At 67.8% G+C, this 21895-nt stretch carries 22 protein-coding genes and 1 pseudogene; 9 read left to right on the plus strand and 14 right to left on the minus strand.

The genetic code is table 11. The features are described 5' to 3' along the window. Positions 1-35: 35 nt before the first annotated feature. Positions 36-464 (minus strand): DUF1761 domain-containing protein, encoded by a 429-nt coding sequence (locus ASF63_RS05345; protein WP_056510456.1) that lies wholly within the window; start codon positions 462-464, stop codon positions 36-38. Between the two features lie 138 nt (positions 465-602). On the opposite strand from ASF63_RS05345, the gene ASF63_RS05350 reads away from it, so the two are divergent. The 3 genes from ASF63_RS05350 (at position 603) to ASF63_RS05360 (ending at position 4877) form a co-directional block, all read left to right on the plus strand. Then, on the plus strand, positions 603-2264 hold the full coding sequence (locus tag ASF63_RS05350) for a glycoside hydrolase family 13 protein (RefSeq protein WP_056510458.1): 1662 nt from the start codon (positions 603-605) through the stop codon (positions 2262-2264). Between the two features lie 89 nt (positions 2265-2353). Beyond that, positions 2354-3361: a LacI family DNA-binding transcriptional regulator gene (locus ASF63_RS05355; protein ID WP_056510459.1), complete on the plus strand. Its 1008-nt coding sequence runs from the start codon at positions 2354-2356 to the stop codon at positions 3359-3361. 43 nt (positions 3362-3404) lie between these two features. After that, a complete protein-coding gene (locus tag ASF63_RS05360) occupies positions 3405-4877 on the plus strand; it encodes an alanine/glycine:cation symporter family protein (protein WP_056510460.1) in 1473 nt (490 codons plus the stop codon). Here ASF63_RS05360 and nhaA read toward each other — a convergent pair. The 3 genes from nhaA to ASF63_RS05370 form a co-directional block, all read right to left on the minus strand. Next, on the minus strand, positions 4874-6151 hold the full coding sequence (nhaA, locus tag ASF63_RS05365) for a Na+/H+ antiporter NhaA (RefSeq protein WP_082477844.1): 1278 nt from the start codon (positions 6149-6151) through the stop codon (positions 4874-4876). The two genes, ASF63_RS05360 and nhaA, sit on opposite strands and share 4 nt — an antisense overlap. 64 nt (positions 6152-6215) lie before the next feature. Further along, positions 6216-6389, minus strand: a complete 174-nt coding sequence (locus tag ASF63_RS19285; RefSeq protein WP_200933973.1) for a hypothetical protein — start codon at positions 6387-6389, stop codon at positions 6216-6218. A gap of 26 nt (positions 6390-6415) precedes the next feature. Beyond that, positions 6416-8071 (minus strand): FAD-dependent oxidoreductase, encoded by a 1656-nt coding sequence (locus tag ASF63_RS05370; RefSeq protein WP_235560704.1) that lies wholly within the window; start codon positions 8069-8071, stop codon positions 6416-6418. 250 nt (positions 8072-8321) lie between these two features. On the opposite strand from ASF63_RS05370, the gene ASF63_RS05375 reads away from it, so the two are divergent. Next, a complete protein-coding gene (locus ASF63_RS05375) occupies positions 8322-8603 on the plus strand; it encodes a metal-sensitive transcriptional regulator (protein WP_056510461.1) in 282 nt (93 codons plus the stop codon). On the opposite strand, the gene ASF63_RS05380 is transcribed toward ASF63_RS05375, so the two are convergent. Next, a complete protein-coding gene (locus ASF63_RS05380) occupies positions 8600-8941 on the minus strand; it encodes an ArsR/SmtB family transcription factor (RefSeq protein ID WP_056512697.1) in 342 nt (113 codons plus the stop codon). The genes ASF63_RS05375 and ASF63_RS05380 overlap by 4 nt on opposite strands. 84 nt (positions 8942-9025) lie before the next feature. Here ASF63_RS05380 and ASF63_RS05385 point away from each other — a divergent pair, with 84 nt between their 5' ends. Both ASF63_RS05385 and ASF63_RS05390 read left to right on the plus strand, forming a co-directional pair. Continuing rightward, positions 9026-10363, plus strand: a complete 1338-nt coding sequence (locus ASF63_RS05385; RefSeq protein WP_056510464.1) for an FAD-dependent oxidoreductase — start codon at positions 9026-9028, stop codon at positions 10361-10363. After that, entirely contained in the window at positions 10360-10767 is a 408-nt protein-coding gene (locus tag ASF63_RS05390) for an arsenate reductase ArsC (protein ID WP_056510466.1), read from the plus strand. Before ASF63_RS05385 ends, ASF63_RS05390 begins: the two co-directional genes overlap by 4 nt. Before the next feature lie 82 nt (positions 10768-10849). On the opposite strand, the gene ASF63_RS05395 is transcribed toward ASF63_RS05390, so the two are convergent. Then, positions 10850-11164 carry a hypothetical protein gene (locus tag ASF63_RS05395; protein ID WP_056510468.1) on the minus strand — a complete coding sequence of 105 codons (315 nt, stop codon included), beginning with the start codon at positions 11162-11164 and terminating at the stop codon, positions 10850-10852. A gap of 266 nt (positions 11165-11430) precedes the next feature. On the opposite strand from ASF63_RS05395, the gene ASF63_RS05400 reads away from it, so the two are divergent. Both ASF63_RS05400 and ASF63_RS05405 read left to right on the plus strand, forming a co-directional pair. Next, positions 11431-12786: a TrkH family potassium uptake protein gene (locus tag ASF63_RS05400; protein ID WP_157534242.1), complete on the plus strand. Its 1356-nt coding sequence runs from the start codon at positions 11431-11433 to the stop codon at positions 12784-12786. A gap of 33 nt (positions 12787-12819) precedes the next feature. Beyond that, a complete protein-coding gene (locus tag ASF63_RS05405) occupies positions 12820-13515 on the plus strand; it encodes a potassium channel family protein (protein ID WP_200933974.1) in 696 nt (231 codons plus the stop codon). A gap of 143 nt (positions 13516-13658) precedes the next feature. Here the strand turns inward: ASF63_RS05405 and ASF63_RS05410 are convergent, their stop codons facing one another. From ASF63_RS05410 to ASF63_RS05420, 3 genes and pseudogenes are all read right to left on the minus strand, one after another. Further along, on the minus strand, positions 13659-14288 hold the full coding sequence (locus ASF63_RS05410) for a superoxide dismutase (RefSeq protein WP_056510471.1): 630 nt from the start codon (positions 14286-14288) through the stop codon (positions 13659-13661). 11 nt (positions 14289-14299) lie between these two features. Next, positions 14300-14824, minus strand: a complete 525-nt coding sequence (locus ASF63_RS05415) for a flavin reductase family protein (protein ID WP_056510474.1) — start codon at positions 14822-14824, stop codon at positions 14300-14302. Further along, positions 14821-15094 (minus strand): annotated as a pseudogene (locus ASF63_RS05420) (ferredoxin family protein). The gene ASF63_RS05415 and the pseudogene ASF63_RS05420 overlap by 4 nt, the downstream one beginning before the upstream one ends. A gap of 78 nt (positions 15095-15172) precedes the next feature. On the opposite strand from ASF63_RS05420, the gene soxR reads away from it, so the two are divergent. Continuing rightward, entirely contained in the window at positions 15173-15655 is a 483-nt protein-coding gene (gene soxR / locus ASF63_RS05425; RefSeq protein WP_056510478.1) for a redox-sensitive transcriptional activator SoxR, read from the plus strand. A gap of 45 nt (positions 15656-15700) precedes the next feature. On the opposite strand, the gene ASF63_RS05430 is transcribed toward soxR, so the two are convergent. The 5 genes from ASF63_RS05430 to ASF63_RS05450 are packed head-to-tail and all read right to left on the minus strand — an operon-like array spanning position 15701 to position 21785. Then, a complete protein-coding gene (locus tag ASF63_RS05430; protein WP_056510483.1) occupies positions 15701-17947 on the minus strand; it encodes a glycoside hydrolase family 3 N-terminal domain-containing protein in 2247 nt (748 codons plus the stop codon). Next, positions 17947-19071, minus strand: a complete 1125-nt coding sequence (locus ASF63_RS05435) for an ABC transporter permease (protein ID WP_235560705.1) — start codon at positions 19069-19071, stop codon at positions 17947-17949. The genes ASF63_RS05430 and ASF63_RS05435 overlap by 1 nt, the downstream gene beginning before the upstream one ends. Before the next feature lies 1 nt (position 19072). Beyond that, a complete protein-coding gene (locus ASF63_RS05440) occupies positions 19073-20161 on the minus strand; it encodes an ABC transporter permease (RefSeq protein ID WP_056510486.1) in 1089 nt (362 codons plus the stop codon). Beyond that, entirely contained in the window at positions 20158-20964 is an 807-nt protein-coding gene (locus ASF63_RS05445; protein WP_056510491.1) for an ABC transporter ATP-binding protein, read from the minus strand. Before ASF63_RS05445 ends, ASF63_RS05440 begins: the two co-directional genes overlap by 4 nt. Then, a complete protein-coding gene (locus ASF63_RS05450; protein WP_056510494.1) occupies positions 20961-21785 on the minus strand; it encodes an ABC transporter ATP-binding protein in 825 nt (274 codons plus the stop codon). The genes ASF63_RS05445 and ASF63_RS05450 overlap by 4 nt, the downstream gene beginning before the upstream one ends. Positions 21786-21895: the final 110 nt, after the last annotated feature.

Genomic DNA, 21895 nt, shown 5'->3' on the forward strand with positions numbered 1-21895 from the left:
CGCGAAGCCACGAAGCCCGCGAGACCCGCGACGAGTCAGCCGAGCGCTGGCGGCCAGACGCCGATGATCAGCGCCATGACCACGATCGTGACGAGCTCGTGAGCGATGTTCATGGTGGTCAGCGAGGTCGGGCGCCCCTCGAACGCATCGTGGGTGATGAACCTGGCCGCGGTGAATCCGGCCCACAGCAGCACACCGGTGACGACGGAGGCCCAGAAGAACGACCCGTCGTAGAAGTGCCAGGCGATGGCGGATGCTCCGGCCAGCACCCAGGCCGTCGCGAAGCTCACGAACACTGTGGTGATGATCGCCATCGTCGCGCTCGAGCCCGGCCGGTCCATGTCGACGTTCGCGAGCTTCGACCAGCGCGTTCCGAACACCTTCGGGGAGTACCAGATCGTGCCGACGATCATGCTCGAAGCGGTCGCGAGCAGAACGGCCCAGTAGTTGATCTCGGGAACCATGACAGCCTCCAGTCATCGGATGCCCGAAGCATACTCCCGGCCTGCAAGTCACTGCGGAGTGCCGCGGAATACTTCTCGCCCGAATCGATTCGAACGCATCTCTGGCAATCATGTAAGCGTTTGCACTAATCTGTTGCCATGGCACAGCTTGAGCAGATCGCAGCCCCCGGTTCCGAGTGGTGGCGCAGCGCGGTCATCTACCAGATCTACCCCCGTTCGTTCGCCGACGCCTCGGGTGACGGCATCGGCGACCTGCCCGGTATCACCAGCCGCCTCGACTCCCTGAAGGAGCTCGGCGTCGACGCGATCTGGCTGAGCCCGTTCATGACGAGCCCGCAGCGCGACGCCGGCTACGACGTCGCCGACTACCGCGACGTCGACCCGCTGTTCGGCACGCTCGACGATTTCGACACCATGCTGAACGAGGCGCATGCCCGCGGCATCCGCGTGGTCGTCGACCTGGTGCCGAACCACTCATCGGCTCAGCACGCCTGGTTCCAGGAGGCGCTCAAGGCCGCCCCCGGCAGCCCCGAGCGTGCGCGCTACATCTTCCGCGACGGCAAGGGCAAGAACGGCGAGCTGCCCCCGAACAACTGGGAGTCCGTCTTCGGCGGCGGCATGTGGGAACGCATCACCGAGGCCGACGGCACCCCCGGCCAGTGGTACCTGCACATCTTCGACCCCACGCAGCCCGACTTCGACTGGAACAACGAAGAGGTCCGTGAGGAGTTCCGCTCGATCCTGCGCTTCTGGCTCGACCGCGGCGTCGACGGCTTCCGCGTCGACGTGGCTCACGGCATGATCAAGGCCGACGGCCTGCCCGACTACACCCCGCCGGCCGATGCCGACTCGATGGGTGGCGGCGAGGCGAACGTGCCGTACTGGGGTCAGGACGGCGTGCACGACATCTACCGCGACTGGCACAAGGTGCTCGCCGAATACGACGGCGACCGCGCGCTGTGCGGCGAGGCCTGGATGCCGACGCTGAAGCAGACCGCTCTGTGGGTGCGCCCCGACGAGATGCACCAGACGTTCAACTTCCCGTACCTGATGACGGAGTGGGACGCGAAGGCGCTCGGCGATGTCATCCGGGAGTCGCTCGACGCGTTCGGTGCCGTCGGCGCCCCCAGCACCTGGGTGCTGTCGAACCACGATGTGGTGCGCCACGCCTCGCGCCTGGCACTCACCGACGACAACCCGCAGGGTGAGGGCATCGGCCCGAACACCCCGAACAAGCCCGACACCGCCATCGGTCTCGCCCGCGCCCGCGCGGCGACGACGGTGATGCTCGCGCTGCCAGGCTCCGCATACCTGTACCAGGGCGAGGAGCTCGGCCTTCCCGAGGCGATGGAGATCCCCGACGCGTTCCGTCAGGACCCGACCTGGTTCCGCACGAACGGCGAGCGGTACGGACGAGACGGATGCCGCGTGCCGCTGCCCTGGGAGGCGGACGCTCCGGCCTTCGGCTTCAACGAGACCGGCGCGTCGTGGCTGCCGCAGCCGGCCGACTGGGCAGCGTACTCGAGGGACGTCGAAGAGGTCGACCCCGCCTCGACGCTCGCGCTCTACAAGCGCCTGCTCGCCGGACGCCGCGAGTACGGCTTCGGCAGCGGATCGCTCGTCTGGGAGGACGCGGGAGCGGATGCGGTGGCATTCCGCCGCGGCGACGTGCACGTGCTCGCGAACCTGGGCACGAAGCCCGTGGCGCTGCCGACCGACGCGTTCGTGATCCTGCAGAGCCAGCCGTTCGACGGTGGCGCAGTGCCCGTCGACACCGCGGTCTGGTACACCAAGGCATAACGTCGCATCACATTCCAGTCGCAGTTCGCGCCGCCCACGGCACTGCCCGACGGCACGAACTGCGACCGGAGCGGCTCAGAGAGGATCACATGGCGAGCATCGATGAGGTCGCCCGGCTCGCCGGGGTCTCGACGGCCACGGTCTCGCGCGCCCTGAGCGGCCGAGGCCATGTCTCGGAGTCCGCACGCCTGCGCGTGCAGGAGGCAGCGTCCGCGCTCGGCTACGTGGTGTCCTCCCGGGCGTCGAGTCTGGCATCCGGCCGCACCCGCAACATCGGCGTGGTCGTGCCGTTTCTCGACCGCTGGTTCTTCAGCACCGTGCTGTCGGGGGTGTCGTCCGCGCTGATGCGCGAGGGCTACGACATCACGCTCTACAACATCACCGCCGACAAGGATGTGCGCCGACACGTGTTCGACACGTTCCTGCGCCGCCAGCGGGTGGATGCGGTGATCGCGGTGTCGATCGAGCTCGACGACGACGAGACCCAGTACCTGCTCGACCTCGGGCTGCCGGTGATCGCGATCGGCGGACCGAATCCGAAGCTCGACACCCTCACGGTCGACGACGTCGCGGTCGCGCAGCTCGCGACAGAGCACCTGATCGGCCTCGGCCACCACGACATCGCGCACATCGGGGCGAACCCCGAGTTCGACATCGACTTCCACATCCCCACGAACCGTCGCCTCGGCTTCGAGAAGGCGCTGGCGAAGGCGGGCATCCCGCTGAACCCCGCCTTCCTCGAGCCTGCCGACTTCACGGTCGAGGGCGGATACCGCGCGGCGAAGCAGCTGCTCGGTCGCCCCGGCCCTCGCCCGACCGCCGTGTTCGCGGCGTCGGACGAGATGGCGATCGGCGCCCTGCTCGCGGCGCGCGACCTCGGCTTCGCGGTGCCGGAAGACCTCTCGATCGTCGGCATCGACGGCCACGAGCTCGGCGAGTTCTTCCGCCTGACGACCGTCGACCAGTTCCCCCTCGGGCAGGGCGAGCGGGCGGCGGATGCCGTGCTCGCCAAGCTTGCCGAGGGCGACGCCGCCGGCATCCCTGCGGCACTCCCCTATGAGCTGAACGTCCGAGGGACGACCGCGCGACTGGTCTAGCGGAATATCACCGCCCGCTGCAACATGCCGCCATACTGAGGCGATGGACGCGCTCAACGATTTCGTGCTCTCTGCCGGCGATGGGCTGTGGACCTGGGTGGTGCTGCCGATACTGGTGGTCCTCGGCCTGTACTTCACCGCGCGGTCGGGTGTGGTGCAGTTCCGGCTGATCCCCGAGATGTTCCGCACCCTGACCGATCGCACCCCGCGCAAGGAGAACGGCGAGCCGCAGTCCGTCTCCGCTTTCCAGGCGTTCACGATCTCGGCGGCGTCGCGGGTAGGTGTCGGCAACATCGCCGGTGTCGGCACCGCGATCGCGATCGGCGGTCCGGGTGCCATCTTCTGGATGTGGACGATGGCGTTCATCGGCGGGGCATCGAGCTTCATCGAATCGACGCTCGGCCAGGCCTTCAAGGTCCGCGACAAAGACGGCTTCCGCGGCGGACCCGCGTACTACATGCAGCACGGCCTCAAGGCACGCTGGATGGGCATCCTCTTCGCCGTCATCCTCATCGTCTGCTTCCCGTTCGCTTTCAGCTCCCTGCAGGCGAACACGATCAGCGCGACCGTGTCGTCGAGCTTCGGCGGGGAGGTCGGCTGGATCCCCTGGGTCGTCGGAATCGTGCTCGCCGTCCTCACCGCGCTCGTCGTGTTCGGCGGCATCCGCCGCATCGCCAGCGTGACGCAGGCAGTGGTCCCCGCCATGGCGCTGGGCTACCTTCTGCTCGGCCTCGTGATCGTCGGCATGAACTTCGAACGGCTTCCCGAGGTCTTCGCCTCGATCTACACCCAGGCGTTCGGATTCAACGAGGTCGTCGGTGCCGCGCTCGGAACCATCATCATGACGGGCGTCAAGCGCGGCATGTTCTCGAACGAGGCGGGGCTCGGTTCCGCGCCGAACGCAGGGGCCAGTGCAGCCGTCACGCACCCGGTGAAGCAGGGGCTCGTCCAGACGCTCGGCGTCTACTTCGACACGTTCCTCGTGTGTTCGATCACGGCGTTCATCATCCTCGTATCCACCCCGGACCTCGCGAACGCGACCCGCGGCATCGGACTCACGCAGAACGCGATCGTGAGCAACCTCGGCGAGTGGTCGAACATCCTCCTCAGCATCATCATCTTCCTGCTGGCGTTCAGCTCGATCCTCGGCAACTACTACTACGGCGAATCCAACATCGAGTTCATCAGCAACAGGCCCGCGATCCTCACCGCCTACCGCGTGCTGGTCGTCGCGATCATCTTCTTCGGATCGATCGCCTCGGCGGACATCATCTGGAACACCGCCGACGGCATCATGGGTCTGATGGCGATCGTGAACCTCATCGCCATCGCCCTGCTGTCCGGGATCGCCTTCAAGCTCTTGCGCGACTACTCCGATCAGCGACGAGCGGGGCTCGACCCGGTCTTCACCCGAGCTCGCATGCCCGAGGTCACCGGTATCCAATGCTGGGAGAACGAGCTGAGCGTCACCGGCCCGATCCCGGTGCAGGGCGAGGAACGAGCGCGGCGCCGCTAGAAGACGGCCGGCTGATCTCGGCGGGCTCGCGAGCTGCGCCTCGCGAGCAACGCACCACCGATCACCGCCGCGATGAGCGAGCCGAGGAGCACGCCGATCTTGACGTGCTCGTCGGCGACCGAACTCGACCCGTAGGCGAGCTCACCGACGAGCAGGGAGACGGTGAACCCGATCCCCGCGACGAAGGCCATGCCCGTGAGGTCGGGCCACCGCAGGGTCTCGTCGAGTCGAAGGGCCGGCACTCGGCTCAACAGGAACGTGGTCGCGAGGATCCCGATCGGCTTGCCCAGGACGAGGCCGACGATGATGCCGATCGCGATCGGGTCGGTGAGTGCCGAGCCGAGCCCCTCGAGCCCTCCGATCGTCACGCCTGCGGCGAAGAACGCGAAGACCGGAACGGCGAACAGCGTCGCGACGACACCCCACCGGTCGGCGAAGTGCGGCGCGAGGCCGTCGTACAGCGGCTCTCCCCCGGCATCCTCTCCTCGTGGCACCCGGGCACGCTCGGTGGGCACGACCGGCACGACGAACCCGAGCAGCACCCCGGCGACGGTCGCATGGATGCCTGCCGCGTGAATGCAGACCCAGACGGCGATCGCGAGGGGCAGCAGAATCCACCAGGCACGCACGCGCTTCTGCACGAGGAACGCGAACCCGGCGAGCGGCAACAGCGCGAGAGCGAGCCACGGAAAGCTGATCGAATCGGTGTAGAACGTCGCGATGATGGTGATGGCGATCAGATCATCGATGATCGCCAGCGTCAGCAGGAAGACACGGAGGGCGGGAGGGAGGAACTTGCCGACAACGGCGATCACGGCGACGGCGAAGGCGATGTCCGTCGCCGTCGGAATCGCCCAGCCGCGCAGCGCGTCGCCGTCGCCCATGTTGATCAGCGCGAAGATGACGGCGGGAACGATGACGCCTCCGACAGCCGCGGCGATCGGCAGCGCCGCCTGACGCGGATCGCGGAGGCGCCCGGTGACGAACTCCTCCTTCAGCTCAAGGCCGACGACGAAGAAGAAGATCGCCAGCAGGCCGTCGGTCGCCCAGGCTCCGACGCTCAGGTCGAGGTGCAGCTCGGGAATGCCGAAGGTGAAGTCGCGCACGGACTCGTACCACAACACCGCGGGGGTGTTGGCGAGGATCAGGGCCGCGACGGTGGCGGCGAGCAGGAGCGAGCCACCGAGGACGTCGCTGCGGGCGTTGTTGCGGATGCCGCGCCACAACTCATGCGGAGCCAGACGGAAGCGGGAACGGGTGGAAGAAATGGACACGAAGAGACCTCACGCGGGAGAAGGGGTGAACGGCGCGGAAGACCACACCCCATCGAGGCGTGATCTAGTCGCGTGGCGGCGGGCAGCCCGCGATCTCACCGTGCGAGAGTGTGCCCCAGACGCTGGTCCAGCCGTTGGTGCCCGGGTGCATGACGACCCGCATCGACTTCCTCATCGGGGTCGCCGAACGCAGCTCATGCGGAGCGCGCGTCGAAGCAGCGATGAGTGTTTCGGGCACTGTTCGAGCCTACCCGTCGGCGGTGCTCACACCCAGCGGGATTCCGCCTTCGCACCGTCTTGCCAGGTGCGGTATCCGCCGTCCAGATTGCGCGCCTCGAATCCCCGCTGCAGGAGCAGCCTCGTCGCGACATGCCCGCGCTGACCGACCTGGCAGTGCACGACGAGCGGACCCGACGGCAGCTCGTGCAGGCGATCCCTCAGCTCATCGAGCGGGATGTTGATCGCTCCCGGGATGCCCCCGGCTGCGAACTCCCCGGACGATCGCACATCGACGAGCGAAGCCCCCTCTCGCACCGCCTCGGAGAGTTCGTGCCACTGCAGCGATGGGGTCGTGCCGTTCCTGCTGTTCTCCGCCACGTATCCGACGATGTTGACGGCGTCCTTGGCCGACCCGAACTGCGGCGCATACGCGAGTTCGAGGTGGGCGAGTTCGGCGGCGGGGAGACCCGCGTGCATGGCCGTGGCGATCACGTCGATGCGCTTGTCGACGCCGTCGCGACCGATGATCTGCGCGCCGAGGATACGGTCGGATGCCGGATCGGCGAGCAGTTTGATCGACAGCGTATCGGCGCCCGGGTAGTAGCCGGCGTGCGAGCCGGGGTGCACATGCACCACACGGACGTCTCGTCCTGCGACACGCAGCTGCTTCTCGCTCCATCCGGTCTTCGCGACGACCAGCCCGAACACCTCCACGATGCCCGTGCCGAGAGCGCCGCGCGCCGACTCGCTGCGACCGGCGATGATATCGGCGACCATGCGCCCGTGCCTGTTGGCCAAGCCGGCCATCGTGATTAGCGCGGGGTCAGCTCCGATCAGCTCCGCCTTCTCCGCCCCGTCGCCGACTGCGAAGACATGCGGGTCACTCGTGCGGCAGGACGCATCGACGCGGATGCCTCCCGTCTCGCCGAGCGCGATGCCGGCGTCCGCGGCGAGACGGGCCTCGGGGACCACCCCCGACGCGTCGACGATGAGCTCAGCAGCCACGGTGGTTCCGTCGTCGAGCTCTACGACGCCGTCACCCACGGCGGACACCTCGACTCCGAGCCGCACGTCGACGCCACGCGCGCGCACCGCCTCGAGCACGGGCTCGGCCATCTCGGCGTCGAGCGGTGACAGGAGCTGCCGCCCGCGCTGCACCAGAGTGACCGCTGCGTCGCGCGCGACGAGATTCTCGACCGCCTCCAGGCCCGTGTATCCGCCGCCGACGACGACGACCGGCACCCCGGGCCGCGAGAGTGCCGCGTCGATCACGACCGCGTCCTCGACGGTGCGGAGGCTGCGAACGAGAACGCCCCCTGTCGGCTCGTCACGCCGCGGGCGGGCCCCTGCGGCAAGGATGAGCCGGTCGTACGTCTCGGTCGCCCTCTCACCGGTCTGCAGATCGATGACCTCGATCTCGCGCGCGGCCGTGTCTATGCGCACGACCTCGTGTCGCACCCGCACATCGAGCCGGAACCGACGGTGCAGCGACTCGGGCGTCTGCAGCAGCAGCGATTCGCGATCGGCGATCACTCCGCCGACGAAGTACGGCAGACCGCAGTTGGCGTACGAGACCTCGGGTCCGCGCTCGAACACGACGATCTGCGCGTGCTCGTCGAGCCGCCGCAGCCGTGTGGCGGCCGACATCCCTCCGGCGACCCCACCCACGATGACGACCTTCAGCGCTTCAGTCACGGTCATCGCCGGAACAGACTCGAGAAGAAGCCACTCTTGCTCTCTGTCTTCTCGTGCCCGGAGCACCACTGCGAGGCGGGAACCGTGCGCCGCACGGAGTCCACGTGCTGACCGCACCCGGCCCAGGTCGTCTTTCCGCAGGTCCTGCAGGTTACCGAACGGCACATGATGTCTCTCCTCCGTATACCCCGGCGGGTATCTTGCTTTATACCCTAGGGGGTATAGTGGAGACTGTCCAGTCGAGCGGAAGGCCCCCATGACGACCCCAGATCCCGATGTGCAGCGGAAGATCCTCAACCGACTCAAGCGCGCCCAGGGGCAGCTCGCCGCAGTGATCAGCGCGGTCGAACGCGAGGACGACTGCCGCACGGTGGTCACTCAGCTCTCTGCCGTGAGCTCAGCCCTCGATCGGGCCGGATTCCAGATCATCGCGACGGCCATGAAAGACTGTCTGGCCGAACCCGGCGAGTCGACCGACGGCACGCAGGGCGAGGTCTCGATGTCGGAGCTCGAGAAGCTCTTCCTCTCGCTGGCCTAGCTCAGCCGGAGCGCTGCAGCCGCGGCATCCATGGCGTCGCGATCGAGAGCAAAGTACGCCCACTTGCCGCGCTGCTCACGAGTCACGAGACCAGCGTCGGCGAGAAGCTTCATGTGATGCGACACCGTGCCCTGCGAGAGGCCGACCGGCTCGGTCAGATCACAGATGCATGCCTCCCCGCCCTCGCCGGCGGCGATGAGCGACAGCAGGCGCACACGCGTGGGATCGCCGAGGGCCTTGAACACGCGGGCGACACGCTCGGCGTCATCGACGGTCAACGACGATGTGACGCGCGGCACGCAGCAGGCGCGCGCTTCGATGGTGGTCGGCAGGCTCACCGCTTCAGTCTGCCACGCATTGACATTCATCGATAGATGAACGACAGTCTTCATATCGAAGTTTGTCGATCTGAGGGAGATGCGATGTCTGAACTGCCCGTCGTCGTGATCGGTGCGGGGCCACAGGGCCTTGCCGCAGCAGCACACCTGGTCGAACGCGGAGAAGACTTCGTGGTCGTCGAACGGGGACGAGAGCCTGCGAGCGCCGTCTCCGAGTGGGGCCACGTGCGCCTGTTCTCGGCATGGCCGGAGCTGACCGACTCGGCCGCCCGTCGCCTGCTCGAGCCGACTGGGTGGAGCGCTCCTGCGTCGGGCTACCCGACCGGGGCGGAGTGGGTCAGCGACTACCTGGCGCCGCTCGCGGGCGCGCTGGGAGGCCGGATCCGCTACGCGACGACCGTCACGGGAGTCGCCCGCCAGGGGCGCGACAAGGTCGTCGACGCAGGGCGCAAGAGTTCGCCGTTCGTCGTGCACACCGTCGACGCCGGCGGAATCGAGTCCCGCATCCTCGCCCGAGCCGTCGTCGATGCGAGCGGCACGTGGGGCATGCCGAATCCCGCAGGCGCCGACGGCTTCCCCGCGGTCGGCGAGCGGGCGGCATCCGACCTCATCTCGTATCGCATCCCGGACGACGTGTCGGAGCTCACGGGCGAGCACGTCGTCGTCGTGGGGGCGGGCCATTCCGCCACCCATGCAGTGCTGCGCCTGAGCGAGCTCGCTCGCCGGGCGCCGGGAACCCGCGTGACCTGGCTGCTGCGCCGCGGCAGCGCCGCGAACGTCTTCGGTGGCGGCAGCGGCGACGAGCTGCCGGAGCGCGCCGCACTGGGCTCCCGCGCACGCAAGGTCATCGACGCGGGCGTGGTCGAGCTGGTCACGGGATTCCGCGTCGCGGAGTTCCGCGCTGGGGGCGACGGCATGACGATCGTCGCTGAGGACGGCCGCGAGGTGGCGGCTGTCGGACAGGTGTTCGCGCTCACCGGCTTCCGGCCGGACACCGGCATCCTGCGGGAGCTGCGCATCGACCTCGACACCTCCCTCGAGGCCGTCGCCGGCATCGCCGCAGAGATCGACCCCAACATCCAATCGTGCGGCTCGGTGTCGGCGACCGGCGCACGCGAGCTCTCGCAGCCGGAGCCCGGGCTCTTCATCGTCGGTGCGAAGTCGTATGGCCGCGCGCCGACATTCCTCGCGTTGACGGGGTACGAGCAGGTGCGCAGCGTCGCCGCACACCTGGCCGGAGATCACGAGGCCGCAGCACGCAAAGAGCTCGCCCTCCCCGACACCGGCGTCTGCGGCGGATCGGGCGACTTCGGTGAAGCGGATGCCGGAAGCTGCTGCGCCGCACCGAGCGTGCTCCAGATCGGCAGGATTCCGTCGACGTCGCCCGAACCCGCGCGCTCGCTTACCCTGGAGACATCATGACGACCACCACCAAGCCCTCCGTCCTCTTCGTGTGCGTGCACAATGCGGGCCGCTCGCAGATGGCTGCGGGCTTCCTCCGCGACATCGCCGGAGACCGCATCGAAGTGCGCTCTGCCGGCTCCATGCCCGCCGACCAGATCAACCCGATCGCGGTCGAGGCGATGGGCGAGCTCGGCATCGACATCACCGCCGAGCAGCCCAAGGTGCTCACGACCGAGGCCGTGCAGGCATCCGACGTCGTCATCACGATGGGATGCGGCGACGCCTGCCCGTTCTTCCCCGGCAAGCGCTACGAGGACTGGAAGCTCGACGACCCGGCCGGCCAGGGCATCGACTCCGTGCGACCGATCCGCGATGAGATCCGCCGCCGCATCGAGGAGCTGACGGGCGAGCTGCTCGCCTGATCGCAACCTCTCGGGAGGAGAACTGCGCCCGTCAGAGTGCCGGATCAGTCTCGTCATCGCGGTGGATGGTGCGCTTCTCGTCTCACATACCCGGGATCTCGAGCATCTCCAGGATCTCGATCGTCCCACCCCACCCGCGGTGCGGGTGATCGGCGAGCACGTCCTGCAGCGCCTCCGCATCGCTCGCGTGCATGATCGAGTACCCGCCGATGAACGACCCGGGCTCACCGCCGTCGACCGTCTGCGTGGGCGAACCGAGATCGATGATCGCATCGCCCGCGCGCTGAGCCCAGTCCATCCAAGCCTTCATCGACGCCGCCCCCGAATCAGGGTCGGCCGTCGCCATCTGGTCGGCAGCACTCACGGTCGAACGGTACAGAACCAGGAACTTGCTCATGTCGACTCCTCGTCGTCGCGGAGAACGCGGACTGCGTTCAGCCTCTACAGGTCAAGACGCGCATCGCGGTGAATCATGACGGACGCCCCTGCGTCCCACTCGCCTGCGCACCCGCGTCCAGCTCATCCGCTCGCATGAGCAGTGACAGGAACTCCACCGCGTTCAAATCAGACACCGACCCGAACATCCGACATGGCTGTGCGACGTGCCTGACGCAGCCGGGGCGTTTCTCCCGCGCAGGCCTCGGATACCGGTAGTGTCCATCCGTGACCCTGCTCCGTCCTACCGCCGGTCGGCGTCGTAGTCTCGCCCCCGCCCAGGTGATTGCCGCGGGCTTCGGAGGGGTCATCGTCATCGGCACGCTGCTGCTCATGCTGCCGATCTCGTCGAGCGACGGCACCTGGACGCCGCCGATCGACGCGCTGTTCACCGCGACCTCCGCCGTCTGCGTGACAGGTCTGATCGTGGTCGACACCGCGGTCTTCTGGAGCCCGTTCGGCAAGGTCATCATCCTGGCGCTGATCCAGCTGGGCGGTCTGGGCATCATGCTCTTCGCCGCGCTCGTCGGCCTCGTGCTCGCTCGACGACTCTCGGTGCGATCGCGGATCCTCGCCGGCACCGAGACGAAGTCTTCTGGTGGCGGCAGCATGAAGCGCATCGCCACCGGCATCCTCGTCACCACCCTCGTGATCGAGGTGATCGTGGCGCTCGTCCTGTTCATCCGCTTCCTCACCGGCTATGGCTACGACCCCGCGCGCGCGGCATGGCATGCCGTGTTCCACGCCGTCTCCGCGTTCAACAACGCGGGATTCGCCCTCTACACAGACAGCCTGATGGGCTTCGTCGGCGACCCCTGGGTGTGTTTGCCCATCTGCGCGGCGATCATTCTCGGCGGCCTCGGATTCCCGGTGCTGCGACAGCTGCGACGGGAGTTCCGCCGCCCGCTGCACTGGACGATGAACACCCGCATCGTGCTGTCTGCGACGATCGCCCTGCTCGTGATCGGCACCGCGTACGTGCTGCTGTTCGAGTGGGACAACCCCGGCACACTCGGCGCGCTCTCACCCGGCGACCGGATCCTCGCCGGGTTCTTCCACTCGGTGCAGGCGCGCACGGCTGGATTCAACTCCGTCGACATCACTCAGATGAACGATGAGACCTGGCTCGGAACGGACGTGCTGATGTTCATCGGCGGCGGGCCGGCCGGCACGGCTGGCGGCATCAAGGTCACCACTTTCGCTGTGCTGTTCTTCATCATGTGGACGGAGCTCCGCGGCGGCACGGCGGTGAACATCTTCGGCAAGCGGCTGTCACGCGCCGTGCACCGCGAAGCGATCACCGTCGTCATCGTCGCGATCGGCGCGGTCATGGCTGGGGTCATCGCGATCCTGGCGATCACTGACTTCGATCTCGACCGCGTGCTGTTCGAGGTGGTGTCGGCCTTCGGCACCGTCGGCATGTCGGCGGGGATCACGGCGGATCTGCCGCCGGCCGCGCACTTGATCCTCGTGGCGCTCATGTTCCTGGGCAGGCTCGGACCCCTGACGCTGGGCTCCGCCCTCGCCTTCCGAGACAGACCCACCGCCTACGATCTCCCTAAAGAGCGTCCCGCGATCGGCTGATCGACCGCGCTCACCATCCACGAAAGGACCCGCGTGTCCAGGTTTCTCTCCTTCAGGCAGGATGCCCGGCGAATCGCCGAAGCCGACTCTGTGGCGGTCATCGGGCTGGGCCGGTTCGGCACCTCGCTCGCTCTCGAGCTGATGGCATCGGGCACCGAAGTGCTCGGAATCGACGCTGACGAAGATCTGGTGCAATCGCTCAACGGTCAGCTCACGCAGGTGGTGCGCGCCGATTCGACCCGCATCGACGTGCTCGAGCAGCTGGCGATCGGGGAGTTCGACAGGGTGGTCGTCGCGATCGGCAGCGACATCACGGCGTCGATCCTCACCGCCTCACTGCTGCTGACCATGAGGGTTCCGGTGATCTGGGCGAAAGCGGTCGATGAACGCCACGGAGCCGTGCTCGAGCAGCTCGGTGTGCACCGCGTGATCTATCCCGAGAAGGACATGGGTCGTCGCGTCGCGCACCTCGTACGCGGCGCCGCGGCCGACTACCTCGAGATCGATCGCGGCTACGCCGTCGTGAAGACGGTCGCGCCCGCGCACCTGCAGGGCATCACCCTCACCGACGGCGCGGTGCGCTCGACCTATGGAGTCACGATCGCGGCCTACCGCGCGATGAACGGAGACTGGCGCAACGCCGAGGCGACCACGGTGCTGGGCGATGGCGACGTCATCCTGGTCGTCGGGCCCACGCGTGAGGTCGAGAAGTTCGCCCAGCTGCGCTGACCCGCGAGTCGCCCATCTGATCGCCGTGCCTGCTGCGCCTCGGGAGGAGAACTGCGCCTCGGGAGGACGGATGCCGTGGCATCCTCCTCCCGAGTGGTGATCTCCTCCCGAGGCGACGAGCAGGTCAGCGGGAGGCGCGTGGGTCAGCGGGCGACGATGAGCCCTGCGGTCTTCTCCTGCACAGCCTGGAACCGGCGCTGCACGTCGGACCAGTTGACGAGCTCCCAGAACGCCTTGACGTAGTCGGCGCGCACGTTGAGGTAGTCGAGGTAGTAGGCGTGCTCCCAGACGTCGAGCTGCAGCAGCGGGGTCACCCCGAGCGGGGCGTTGCCCTGCTGGTCGAACAGCTGGAAGATCACCGGGCGGGCGCCGACGCTGTCCCAGGCGAGAACGGCCCAGCCCGAGCCCTGCACGCCGAGCGCGGTCGCGGTGAAGTGCGCGCGGAAGGCGTCGATCGAACCGAACGCGTCGGTCAGCGCCGCCTCGAGCTCTCCTTCGGGGTTGCCGCCGCCGTCCGGCGACAGGTTCTCCCAGAACACCGAGTGGTTGATGTGTCCGCCGAGGTTGAAGGCGAGGTCCTTCTCGAGCTTGTTCACCGCGGCGAAGTCGCCCGAGCCACGGGCCGCAGCAAGCTGCTCGAGGGCCGTGTTGGCGCCGGTGACGTAGGCCTGGTGGTGCTTCGAGTGGTGCAGCTCCATGATCTTGCCCGAGATGTGCGGGGCGAGTGCCGAGTAGTCGTACGGCAGCTCGGGAAGGGTGTACGGAGTGGTCATGCGTGTTCCTTTCAGTCGTTCTGGTCGTGCGGGAGTGTGTGGAATCGGCGGTCGAGGTAGACGAGCGGGCGGCCCGGCCGCCCGAGCAGCACCTCGTCGATCTCGGCGACCACGACGGTCGATGAGCCGACCGCGACCGTAGACATCGTGTGTCCGCGCATCGCGGCGCGCGCCTCGGCGAGGTACGGCTCACCGGTCGGAAGGGTGCTCCACCCCTGCTCGGGGGTGAAGCGGTCGGCGCCGCTCACCGCGAAGCTCTGCGCCAGCGCCGAATGCTCGTCGTCGATCAGGTGCACGACGAACGACTCGGCGTTGAGGATCGACCCTGCACTGCCGGTGGCCCTGGTGACCGAGAACACGATCGCGGCGGGGTCGACCGCGACGGATGCGACGCTCGACGCCGTGAGCCCGACCGGCCCCGCAGGGGTCATCGCGGTGATGATCGCTACTCCGGCCGGATGCGCGCGGAACGCGGCTTTGAGCCCTTCACCGACCTCGGAGGGGACGGGGGCTGCGGGGTGCGGCTGACTGCTCATTCGGGTGCCTCCTGGGGCGGAAGGGCTGTGATGATCGGATGATCGCGCTCGATGACGCCGAGCTTGGCGGCGCCACCGGGGGATCCCATCTCGTCGAAGAACTCGACGTTGGCCTTGTAATAGTCCTGCCACTCGTCGGGCAGGTCGTCTTCGTAGTAGATCGCCTCGACGGGGCAGACGGGTTCGCACGCGCCGCAGTCGACGCATTCGTCCGGGTGTGCACGCACGGTCCTTGACATCGACGCAGGGAAGGGCGATCACGTAGGTCATAGGGTGGCGGTCTCCGTTCGGGTCACGGTTGCAACCGTACGACCTCAAGTACACTTGAGGTCAAATCGAGGAGGTGAGATGAGCGCAGACACCGACGCGGACCGCGGCGTCCACGGCCCAGACGAACCCTTGACGATCGGCGAGATGAGCAGGCGCACCGGCGTCGCGCCCTCGGCGCTGCACTTCTACGAGAGCCTCGGACTCATCGCGTCGACCCGCACCGCCGGAAATCAGCGCCGTTACGCGCGTCACATGCTGCGGCGGGTCTCGCTGATCACGGTGGCGAAGCGCCTCGGCATCCCCCTCTCCGACGTGCAACACGCGTTCGCAGACGTTCCCCTGACCCAGACTCCGAGCCACGCCGACTGGCAGCGCGCGTCGAGACGCTGGAAGCGCGAGCTCGAGAAACGCCGCGAGGGGATCGAGCGCCTCGAGCGCGAACTCACCGGATGCATAGGCTGCGGGTGCCTGTCGATGAAGGCCTGCGGCCTGCTCAACCCCGGCGACGCTCTCGGCAGCCAGGGCGCGGGGCCCCAGCGCCTGCGTGACGAGGACGCCTGAGCGCCCTCGTCACGACGCCCATCACGGCGCGATTCGAGAGTCGGTTCAGGCGACGGTGAACGCGGCGCCCAGCAGCGCGTCGTCACGCGAGCTCGAGCCCACGAGCAGCTCGAACGCACCCGACTCCACGAGGCGGATGCCGGCGGCATCCACGATCGAGCAGTCGGCTACGGGCAGGTCGAGGCGCACGCGCACGGACTCCCCCGGAGCGACGTCGACCTGGCGGAACGTCTTGAGCTCCTTGTCCGCCCAGCTGACACTCGTGACGGAGTCGCGAACGTAGACCTGCACGGTTTCGCGTGCGGGTCGCGAGCCCGTGTTCGTGACCGTCACCTCGGCGACGATCGTGTCGTCGTGGCCGAGCGTCGTCGATGCGAGTGACAGCTCGCCGTACGACACCGTCGAGTACGACAGCCCCTCGCCGAACGCCCAGGCCGGAGACTGGGTGAGATCGGCGTAGCGGTCGCCGTGCTGTCCGCGGATCTGGTTGTAATAGGTCGGCTGCTGGCCGACGTGGCGGGCGAAAGAGATCGGCAGGCGCCCTGACGGCTCGACGGCACCCGAGATGATCTCGGCGAGCGCCCGACCACCCTGCATGCCGGGGTTGGCAGCCCAGATGACGGCGGCGGCCTGCGAGGCGGATGCCGGAAGCACCAGCGGCTTCGATGCGAGCAGCACGATCACCACGGGCTTCCCCGTCGCGATCAGCGCGTCGAGCAGGGCGTTCTGTCCACCGATCAGCTCGAGGGTCGCGGTCGATCGCCCTTCACCGACGAGCTCGATGCGGTCTCCGAGCACGGCGACGACGACGTCGGACGCCTCAGCCGCGGCCACAGCCTCGGCGATGAGCACGTCGTCGGCCGGCGCCGGCACGACGACCGAGGGCCGAGGCTGCCCGTCGGGGAACTTCGAACCGCGAGGGTCTTCTTCGAGCGTGAGGATCGCGGCGCCGCGGGCGTGCGTGACCGTCCATCCGTCGACGCCCGCGAAGCCGTCGAGCACGGTCGTGATCATCTCGCGCGGCTGTCCGTCGAGCCAGCCGGCCTGACCGGAGCCCCCCGCCCAGTCGCCGAGCTGCGTCTGGGCGTCGTCGGCGAGCGGACCCACCACGGCGACCTTCAGCGCTGCGGACGCGTCGAGCGGCAGCACACCGTCGTTCTCGAGCAGAACGATCGAGCGGCGAGCCGTCTCGAGGTTGAGCTCGGCGTGCTCGGCGCTGCCGACCACGGAATCCAGCTCGTCCTGCGGCAGTCGCGGGTTCTCGAACAGGCCGAGCTCGAACTTCAGGGTCAGGATGCGCGCGACGGCGTCGTCGAAGGCGTCCTCCGCGAGGAGACCGTTCGACACCGCCTCGAGCGCACCCTCGAAGAAGCCGGGGGTGTTCATGACCATGTCGTTGCCGGCGCTCACCGCGGCGGCCGACGCGTGCGCGTAGTCGGGCTGCACGTGCTGCTCCCACACCATGCGGCCGACGTTGTCCCAGTCGGTGATGAGTGTGCCGGTGTAGCCCCACTCGCCGCGCAGGACGTCGCTGAGCAGCCAGTCGTTGACCGTGATCGGCACGCCATCGGTGGTCTGGTAGCCGAGCATGAAGGTGCGGCATCCCTCGCGGGCCACGCGCTCGAACGGCGGCAGGAACCAGCTGCGCAGCTTGCGCCGCGAGATGTCGGCCTCGCTTGCATCGCGGCCGCCCTGGGTCTCGGAGTATCCGGCGAAGTGCTTGGCGGTCGCGAGAATGGCGGTCGGGTCGTCGAGACCGTCGCCCTGATAGCCGCGCACCATGGCCGAGGCGAGTTCGCCGATCAGGAACGGGTCTTCACCGAACGTCTCGTCGATACGGCCCCACCGCAGGTCGCGCGCGATGCAGAGCACCGGAGAGAAGGTCCAGTGGATGCCGGTGGCCGCGACCTCGACCGCGGTGGCCCTCGCCACCTTCTCGACGAGCTCGGCATCCCAGGTCGCGGCCATGCCGAGCTGCGTCGGATAGATCGTCGCCCCGGGCCAGAACGAGTGGCCGTGGATGCAGTCCTCGGCGACGAGCAGCGGGATGCGCAGCCGCGTCTGCGAGGTCAGCTCGTTCGCGCGGAGGATGCGCTCGGGCGAGGTGTGCAGGATCGATCCGACGTGCTTGCCGAGCAGGTGATCATCGAGGTCGTCGCGGGCGTCGAGCTGCAGCATCTGCCCGACCTTCTCCTCGACCGTCATGCGATCGAGGAGGTCGGCGACGCGTGCCGCGATCGGCAGTTCGGGGTCGAGGTACGGCAGGGATTCGGTCAGGGTCTGAGAGGTCATCACTCGGCGTTCTGTGTCTTCGTATCGGTCTTCGTATGGGTCGTCGTCGCTGTCGCCTCGCTCTGCACGGTACCCGAGTCGGTCGTCGGTACGCTCCGCACCGCCGTCACCGGGTCGTTCACGTTGAGGCCCTTCTTCTGCATCGCGCGGGCGCGCTCACCCGCCGATCGCAGCCTCGGGTTGACGTACTCGTCGATGCCGAAGTTGATGAGCGACAGGGCGACGCCGATGATCGCGATGCAGAGCCCTGCGGGCACGTACCACCACCACAGCCGCGGGAACGCGCCGTTCTGCTGCGCCCAGAAAAGGATCGTGCCCCAGTTGAGGTTGCTCACCGGGATCACGCCGATGAAGGCGAGCGTCGTGAGACCCAGGATCGCCGCAGTCACCGTGCCGACGAAGCTCGATGCGATCAGCGCCATGAGGTTCGGCAGCATCTCGACGGTGATGATGCGGTGCAGTGGTTCGCCGTTGGCGCGGGCCGCTTGGATGAAGTCGCGGTTGCGCAGCGACATGGTCTGCGCCCGCAGGACACGCGCACCCCAGGCCCAGCCCGTGAGCCCGAGCACAGCAGCGATCACGATGAGCGGCGGATTCTCGAACTGCGAGGCCACGATGATGATCAGCGGGATGCCGGGGATCACGAGGAACACGTTCGTGAGCGCCGACAGCGACTCGCTCTTCCACCCACGGACGTAACCGGCGATGACGCCGATCGTGATCGCGATGATCGTCGCGATTATCGCCGAGAGGAAGCCGACCACGACGACGCCGCGGGTGCCGAAGATGAGCTGGCTCAGCACGTCCTCGCCCATGTGCGTGGTGCCGAGCCAGTGGTCGAGCGACGGTGGCTGGCGGAGCGCCGTGCGGTCCTTCTGCGTGGCTCCGTACGGCGCGAGCAGCGGCGCGAAGATCGCGATCAGCACGAACACCCCGAGGATGATCAGGCCCGCGATCGACTTGGGATTGCGGAACATCGCGAACGCCTGCACCAGCTGCGACCAGAAGGTCTTGCGTGTCGGCGCGACGTCGCTCGCGGTGCGGAACGTCGCGGTCTCCGGCATCCCGGTGGGGATGGTGCTGCCGTCGGGTGCCGTGGTGTCGGTCGAAGTGGGAACGCTCATGTCAGGCCTCCGTCTGGCGCGTGCGCGGGTCGAGGTACGCGTAGACGACGTCCGCCAGGATGTTGGCGACCAGCACCGACAGTGTGATCACCAGGAACACCCCCTGCATCAGGGCGAAGTCCTTCGCGTTGGTGGCATCGAGCAGCAGCTTGCCGACGCCCGGGTAGCTGAAGACCATCTCCATGACGATCGTCCCGCCGACGATGAATCCGATCGACAGCGCGAAGCTCTGGATCTGCGGCAGCACGGCATTTCGGGCGGCGTACGCCCACAGGACGCGCTTGTTCGGCATGCCCTTGGCCTGCGCGACAGTGATGTAGTCCTCGTCGAGCACCGTGAGCATCATGTTGCGCATGCCCAGCATCCAGCCGCCGAGCGACGCGATGATGATCGTGACGGCCGGCAGGGTGCCGTGCACGATCACCTGACCGATGAAGTCGAAGCTCCACTCGGGCGATTGCCCCTTGTCGTAGGCGTGCGACGACGGGAACCACTTGAGAGTCGACGAGAAGATCGCGATCGCGATGAGCCCGAGCCAGAAGTACGGGATGGTGTTGAAGAACGTCGTGATCGGGATGAGCGCGTCGAGCCTGCTGCCGCGCTTCCAGCCGACGATCGCGCCGCCCACCGTGCCGAGCATGAACGAGATGATCGTCGCGAGACCGACGAGACCCAGCGTCCACGGGAGGGCGGATGCCAGCACCTCCGACACCGGCCGCAGACCGTGCAGAGTCGAGATGCCGAGGTCGCCGCGGAACAGCATCGCCCAGTAGTCGAGGTACTGCTGCCACATCGACTTGTCGGTGTCGATGCCGAGCAGAGCGCGCAGCGAGTCCGCCGCCTCCGGGCTGATGTTGCGGTTGCGGGCGAGGTAGGAGCTGACCGCGTCGCCCTTCATGAACCGCGGCAGGAAGAAGTTGATCGTGATGGCGGCCCACAGCGTGAACAGGTAGAAGCCCGCCCGCCCGGCGAAGAACCGCCACGGCACGAGCGTGCGACCCTTCTGCGCGGTGGTCGCCGTCGTGCCGACCTCGAGCGCGTCGCGGCTCTCCTGGTCGATCTGACCGAGATCGGGGGATGCGGTGGTCACTGTGCACCTCCGTGCGAGCCGGCCGTCGCGAAGTGCTTGTCGGGGTCGGGAGACGCCGCTCGCAGTTCGCGCGTATAGGGATCCTGAGGGTTGAGGATGACGTCGTCGGCGTCGCCGTACTCGACGACCCGACCCTGGTTGAGCACCATGATCTTGTCGCTGAAGTGGCGGGCGGTGGCGAGGTCGTGGGTGATGTACAGAACGCCGAGACCCTCTTCGCGCTGCAGGTCGGCGAGCAGGTTCAGCACCCCGAGGCGGATCGACACGTCGAGCATCGACACCGGCTCGTCGGCGACGAGCAGCGAGGGGCGGGATGCGAGCGCGCGGGCGATGGCCACGCGCTGGCGCTGACCGCCGGAGAGCTCGTGCGGGCGGCGGTCGATCACGGCATCCGCGTCGAGCCGCACGCGCTCGAGCAGTCGGCGCACCTCGGCCTCGGTCTCTTTCTTCGGCACGACGTCGTCGAGGCGGATCGGGCGCTCGATGTGGTACCTGATCGAGTGGTACGGATTGAGCGAGGCGAACGGATCCTGGAACACCATCCGCAGCTGCTGACGGTACCTTCGCAGTCCCTTGCCGCGTCGGGGGATCGGCTTGCCGTCGAGGCGCACCTCTCCGGTCGTGGGCGTCTCGAGCTGGGTGAGGATCTTGGCGATGGTCGACTTGCCGCTGCCGGACTGTCCGACCAGACCGATGGTCTGCCCTGAGGTCAGGGTGAAGCTGACGTCGTCGAGCGCCTTGAGCTGACCGGCTCCGCGGACGTTATAGGTCTTGGTGACGTGGGAGAACTCGAGAGTGGTCATCGGGTCAGCACTCCTCGCGCACCGGTGAGACGGGGGAACGACGACAGCAGCGTCTTCGTGTAGTCGTTCTGCGGATTCGTCCAGATCTGCTCGGCGGGCGCGAGCTCGACGATCTCGCCCTCGCGCATGATCGCGATGCGGTCGCTGATCTCGAGCAGCAGGGGGAGGTCATGGGTGATGAAGATCACCGAGAAGCCGAACTCGTGGCGCAGCTGCGAGATCTGCTTGAGGATCTCTCGCTGCACCAGCACGTCGAGCGCGGTGGTCGGCTCGTCCATGACCATCAGCTGCGGGCGGAGGGCGAGGGCCATGGCGATCATGACGCGCTGGCGCATGCCGCCCGAGAGCTCGTGCGGGAACGAGCGGGTGCGCTGGCGCCCCACTTTGACGATCTCGAGCAGCTCTTCGGCCTCGGCGCGACGCTGCCGACGCGTCATGTCGGGGCGGTGGATCTCGAAGACGTCCTCGAGCTGCGACCCGATCGTGGCGACGGGGTTGAGCGCGTTCATCGCCCCCTGGAACACCATCGACACCTTGTCCCACCGGAACTTCTGCATCGCATCGACGTCGAGGGCGTTGATGTCGACGTCCACGCCGGATGCATCGTGGAACGTCACGCTGCCGCCGGCGATCACCGCGGGGGCACGCAGCAGGCGCTGCACCCCGTAGGCGAGCGTGGTCTTGCCGCATCCGCTCTCTCCCGCGAGGCCGAGGATCTCGCCTCGCTGCAGTTCGAGGGTCACGTTCTTCACCGCCTCGACGGGCGGATCGACGTCGTACACGACCGAGAAGTCGCGCACGCTGAGCAGGGGTTCTGACATGGGTTGTCCTTCGTCGGTCGGGAGCGGCGCGTTTCGTCTCGCTCCGCTCGCTCAACGACCGGGAGATGCCGGTCGTTGAGCGAGGAGCAAAGCGACGAGACGAAACGCGC

This window comes from Microbacterium sp. Leaf320 (assembly GCF_001423485.1).
In the GTDB taxonomy this organism is placed as follows: Bacteria; Actinomycetota; Actinomycetes; order Actinomycetales; family Microbacteriaceae; genus Microbacterium.

What these genes read in the sequence shown, in the direction of transcription:
- ASF63_RS05435 (WP_235560705.1), bottom strand. Translation starts at nt 19,071, where the DNA reads ATGAGCGTTCCCACTTCGACCGACACCACGGCACCCGACGGCAGCACC.
- ASF63_RS05375 (WP_056510461.1), top strand. Translation starts at nt 8,322, where the DNA reads ATGACGACCCCAGATCCCGATGTGCAGCGGAAGATCCTCAACCGACTC.
- ASF63_RS05415 (WP_056510474.1), bottom strand. Translation starts at nt 14,824, where the DNA reads ATGAGCAGTCAGCCGCACCCCGCAGCCCCCGTCCCCTCCGAGGTCGGT.
- ASF63_RS05390 (WP_056510466.1), top strand. Translation starts at nt 10,360, where the DNA reads ATGACGACCACCACCAAGCCCTCCGTCCTCTTCGTGTGCGTGCACAAT.
- ASF63_RS05370 (WP_235560704.1), bottom strand. Translation starts at nt 8,071, where the DNA reads ATGACCGTGACTGAAGCGCTGAAGGTCGTCATCGTGGGTGGGGTCGCC.
- ASF63_RS05430 (WP_056510483.1), bottom strand. Translation starts at nt 17,947, where the DNA reads ATGACCTCTCAGACCCTGACCGAATCCCTGCCGTACCTCGACCCCGAA.
- soxR (WP_056510478.1), top strand. Translation starts at nt 15,173, where the DNA reads ATGAGCGCAGACACCGACGCGGACCGCGGCGTCCACGGCCCAGACGAA.
- ASF63_RS05445 (WP_056510491.1), bottom strand. Translation starts at nt 20,964, where the DNA reads ATGACCACTCTCGAGTTCTCCCACGTCACCAAGACCTATAACGTCCGC.
- ASF63_RS05395 (WP_056510468.1), bottom strand. Translation starts at nt 11,164, where the DNA reads ATGAGCAAGTTCCTGGTTCTGTACCGTTCGACCGTGAGTGCTGCCGAC.
- ASF63_RS05360 (WP_056510460.1), top strand. Translation starts at nt 3,405, where the DNA reads ATGGACGCGCTCAACGATTTCGTGCTCTCTGCCGGCGATGGGCTGTGG.
- ASF63_RS05450 (WP_056510494.1), bottom strand. Translation starts at nt 21,785, where the DNA reads ATGTCAGAACCCCTGCTCAGCGTGCGCGACTTCTCGGTCGTGTACGAC.
- ASF63_RS05410 (WP_056510471.1), bottom strand. Translation starts at nt 14,288, where the DNA reads ATGACCACTCCGTACACCCTTCCCGAGCTGCCGTACGACTACTCGGCA.
- ASF63_RS05385 (WP_056510464.1), top strand. Translation starts at nt 9,026, where the DNA reads ATGTCTGAACTGCCCGTCGTCGTGATCGGTGCGGGGCCACAGGGCCTT.
- ASF63_RS05355 (WP_056510459.1), top strand. Translation starts at nt 2,354, where the DNA reads ATGGCGAGCATCGATGAGGTCGCCCGGCTCGCCGGGGTCTCGACGGCC.
- ASF63_RS05350 (WP_056510458.1), top strand. Translation starts at nt 603, where the DNA reads ATGGCACAGCTTGAGCAGATCGCAGCCCCCGGTTCCGAGTGGTGGCGC.
- ASF63_RS05345 (WP_056510456.1), bottom strand. Translation starts at nt 464, where the DNA reads ATGGTTCCCGAGATCAACTACTGGGCCGTTCTGCTCGCGACCGCTTCG.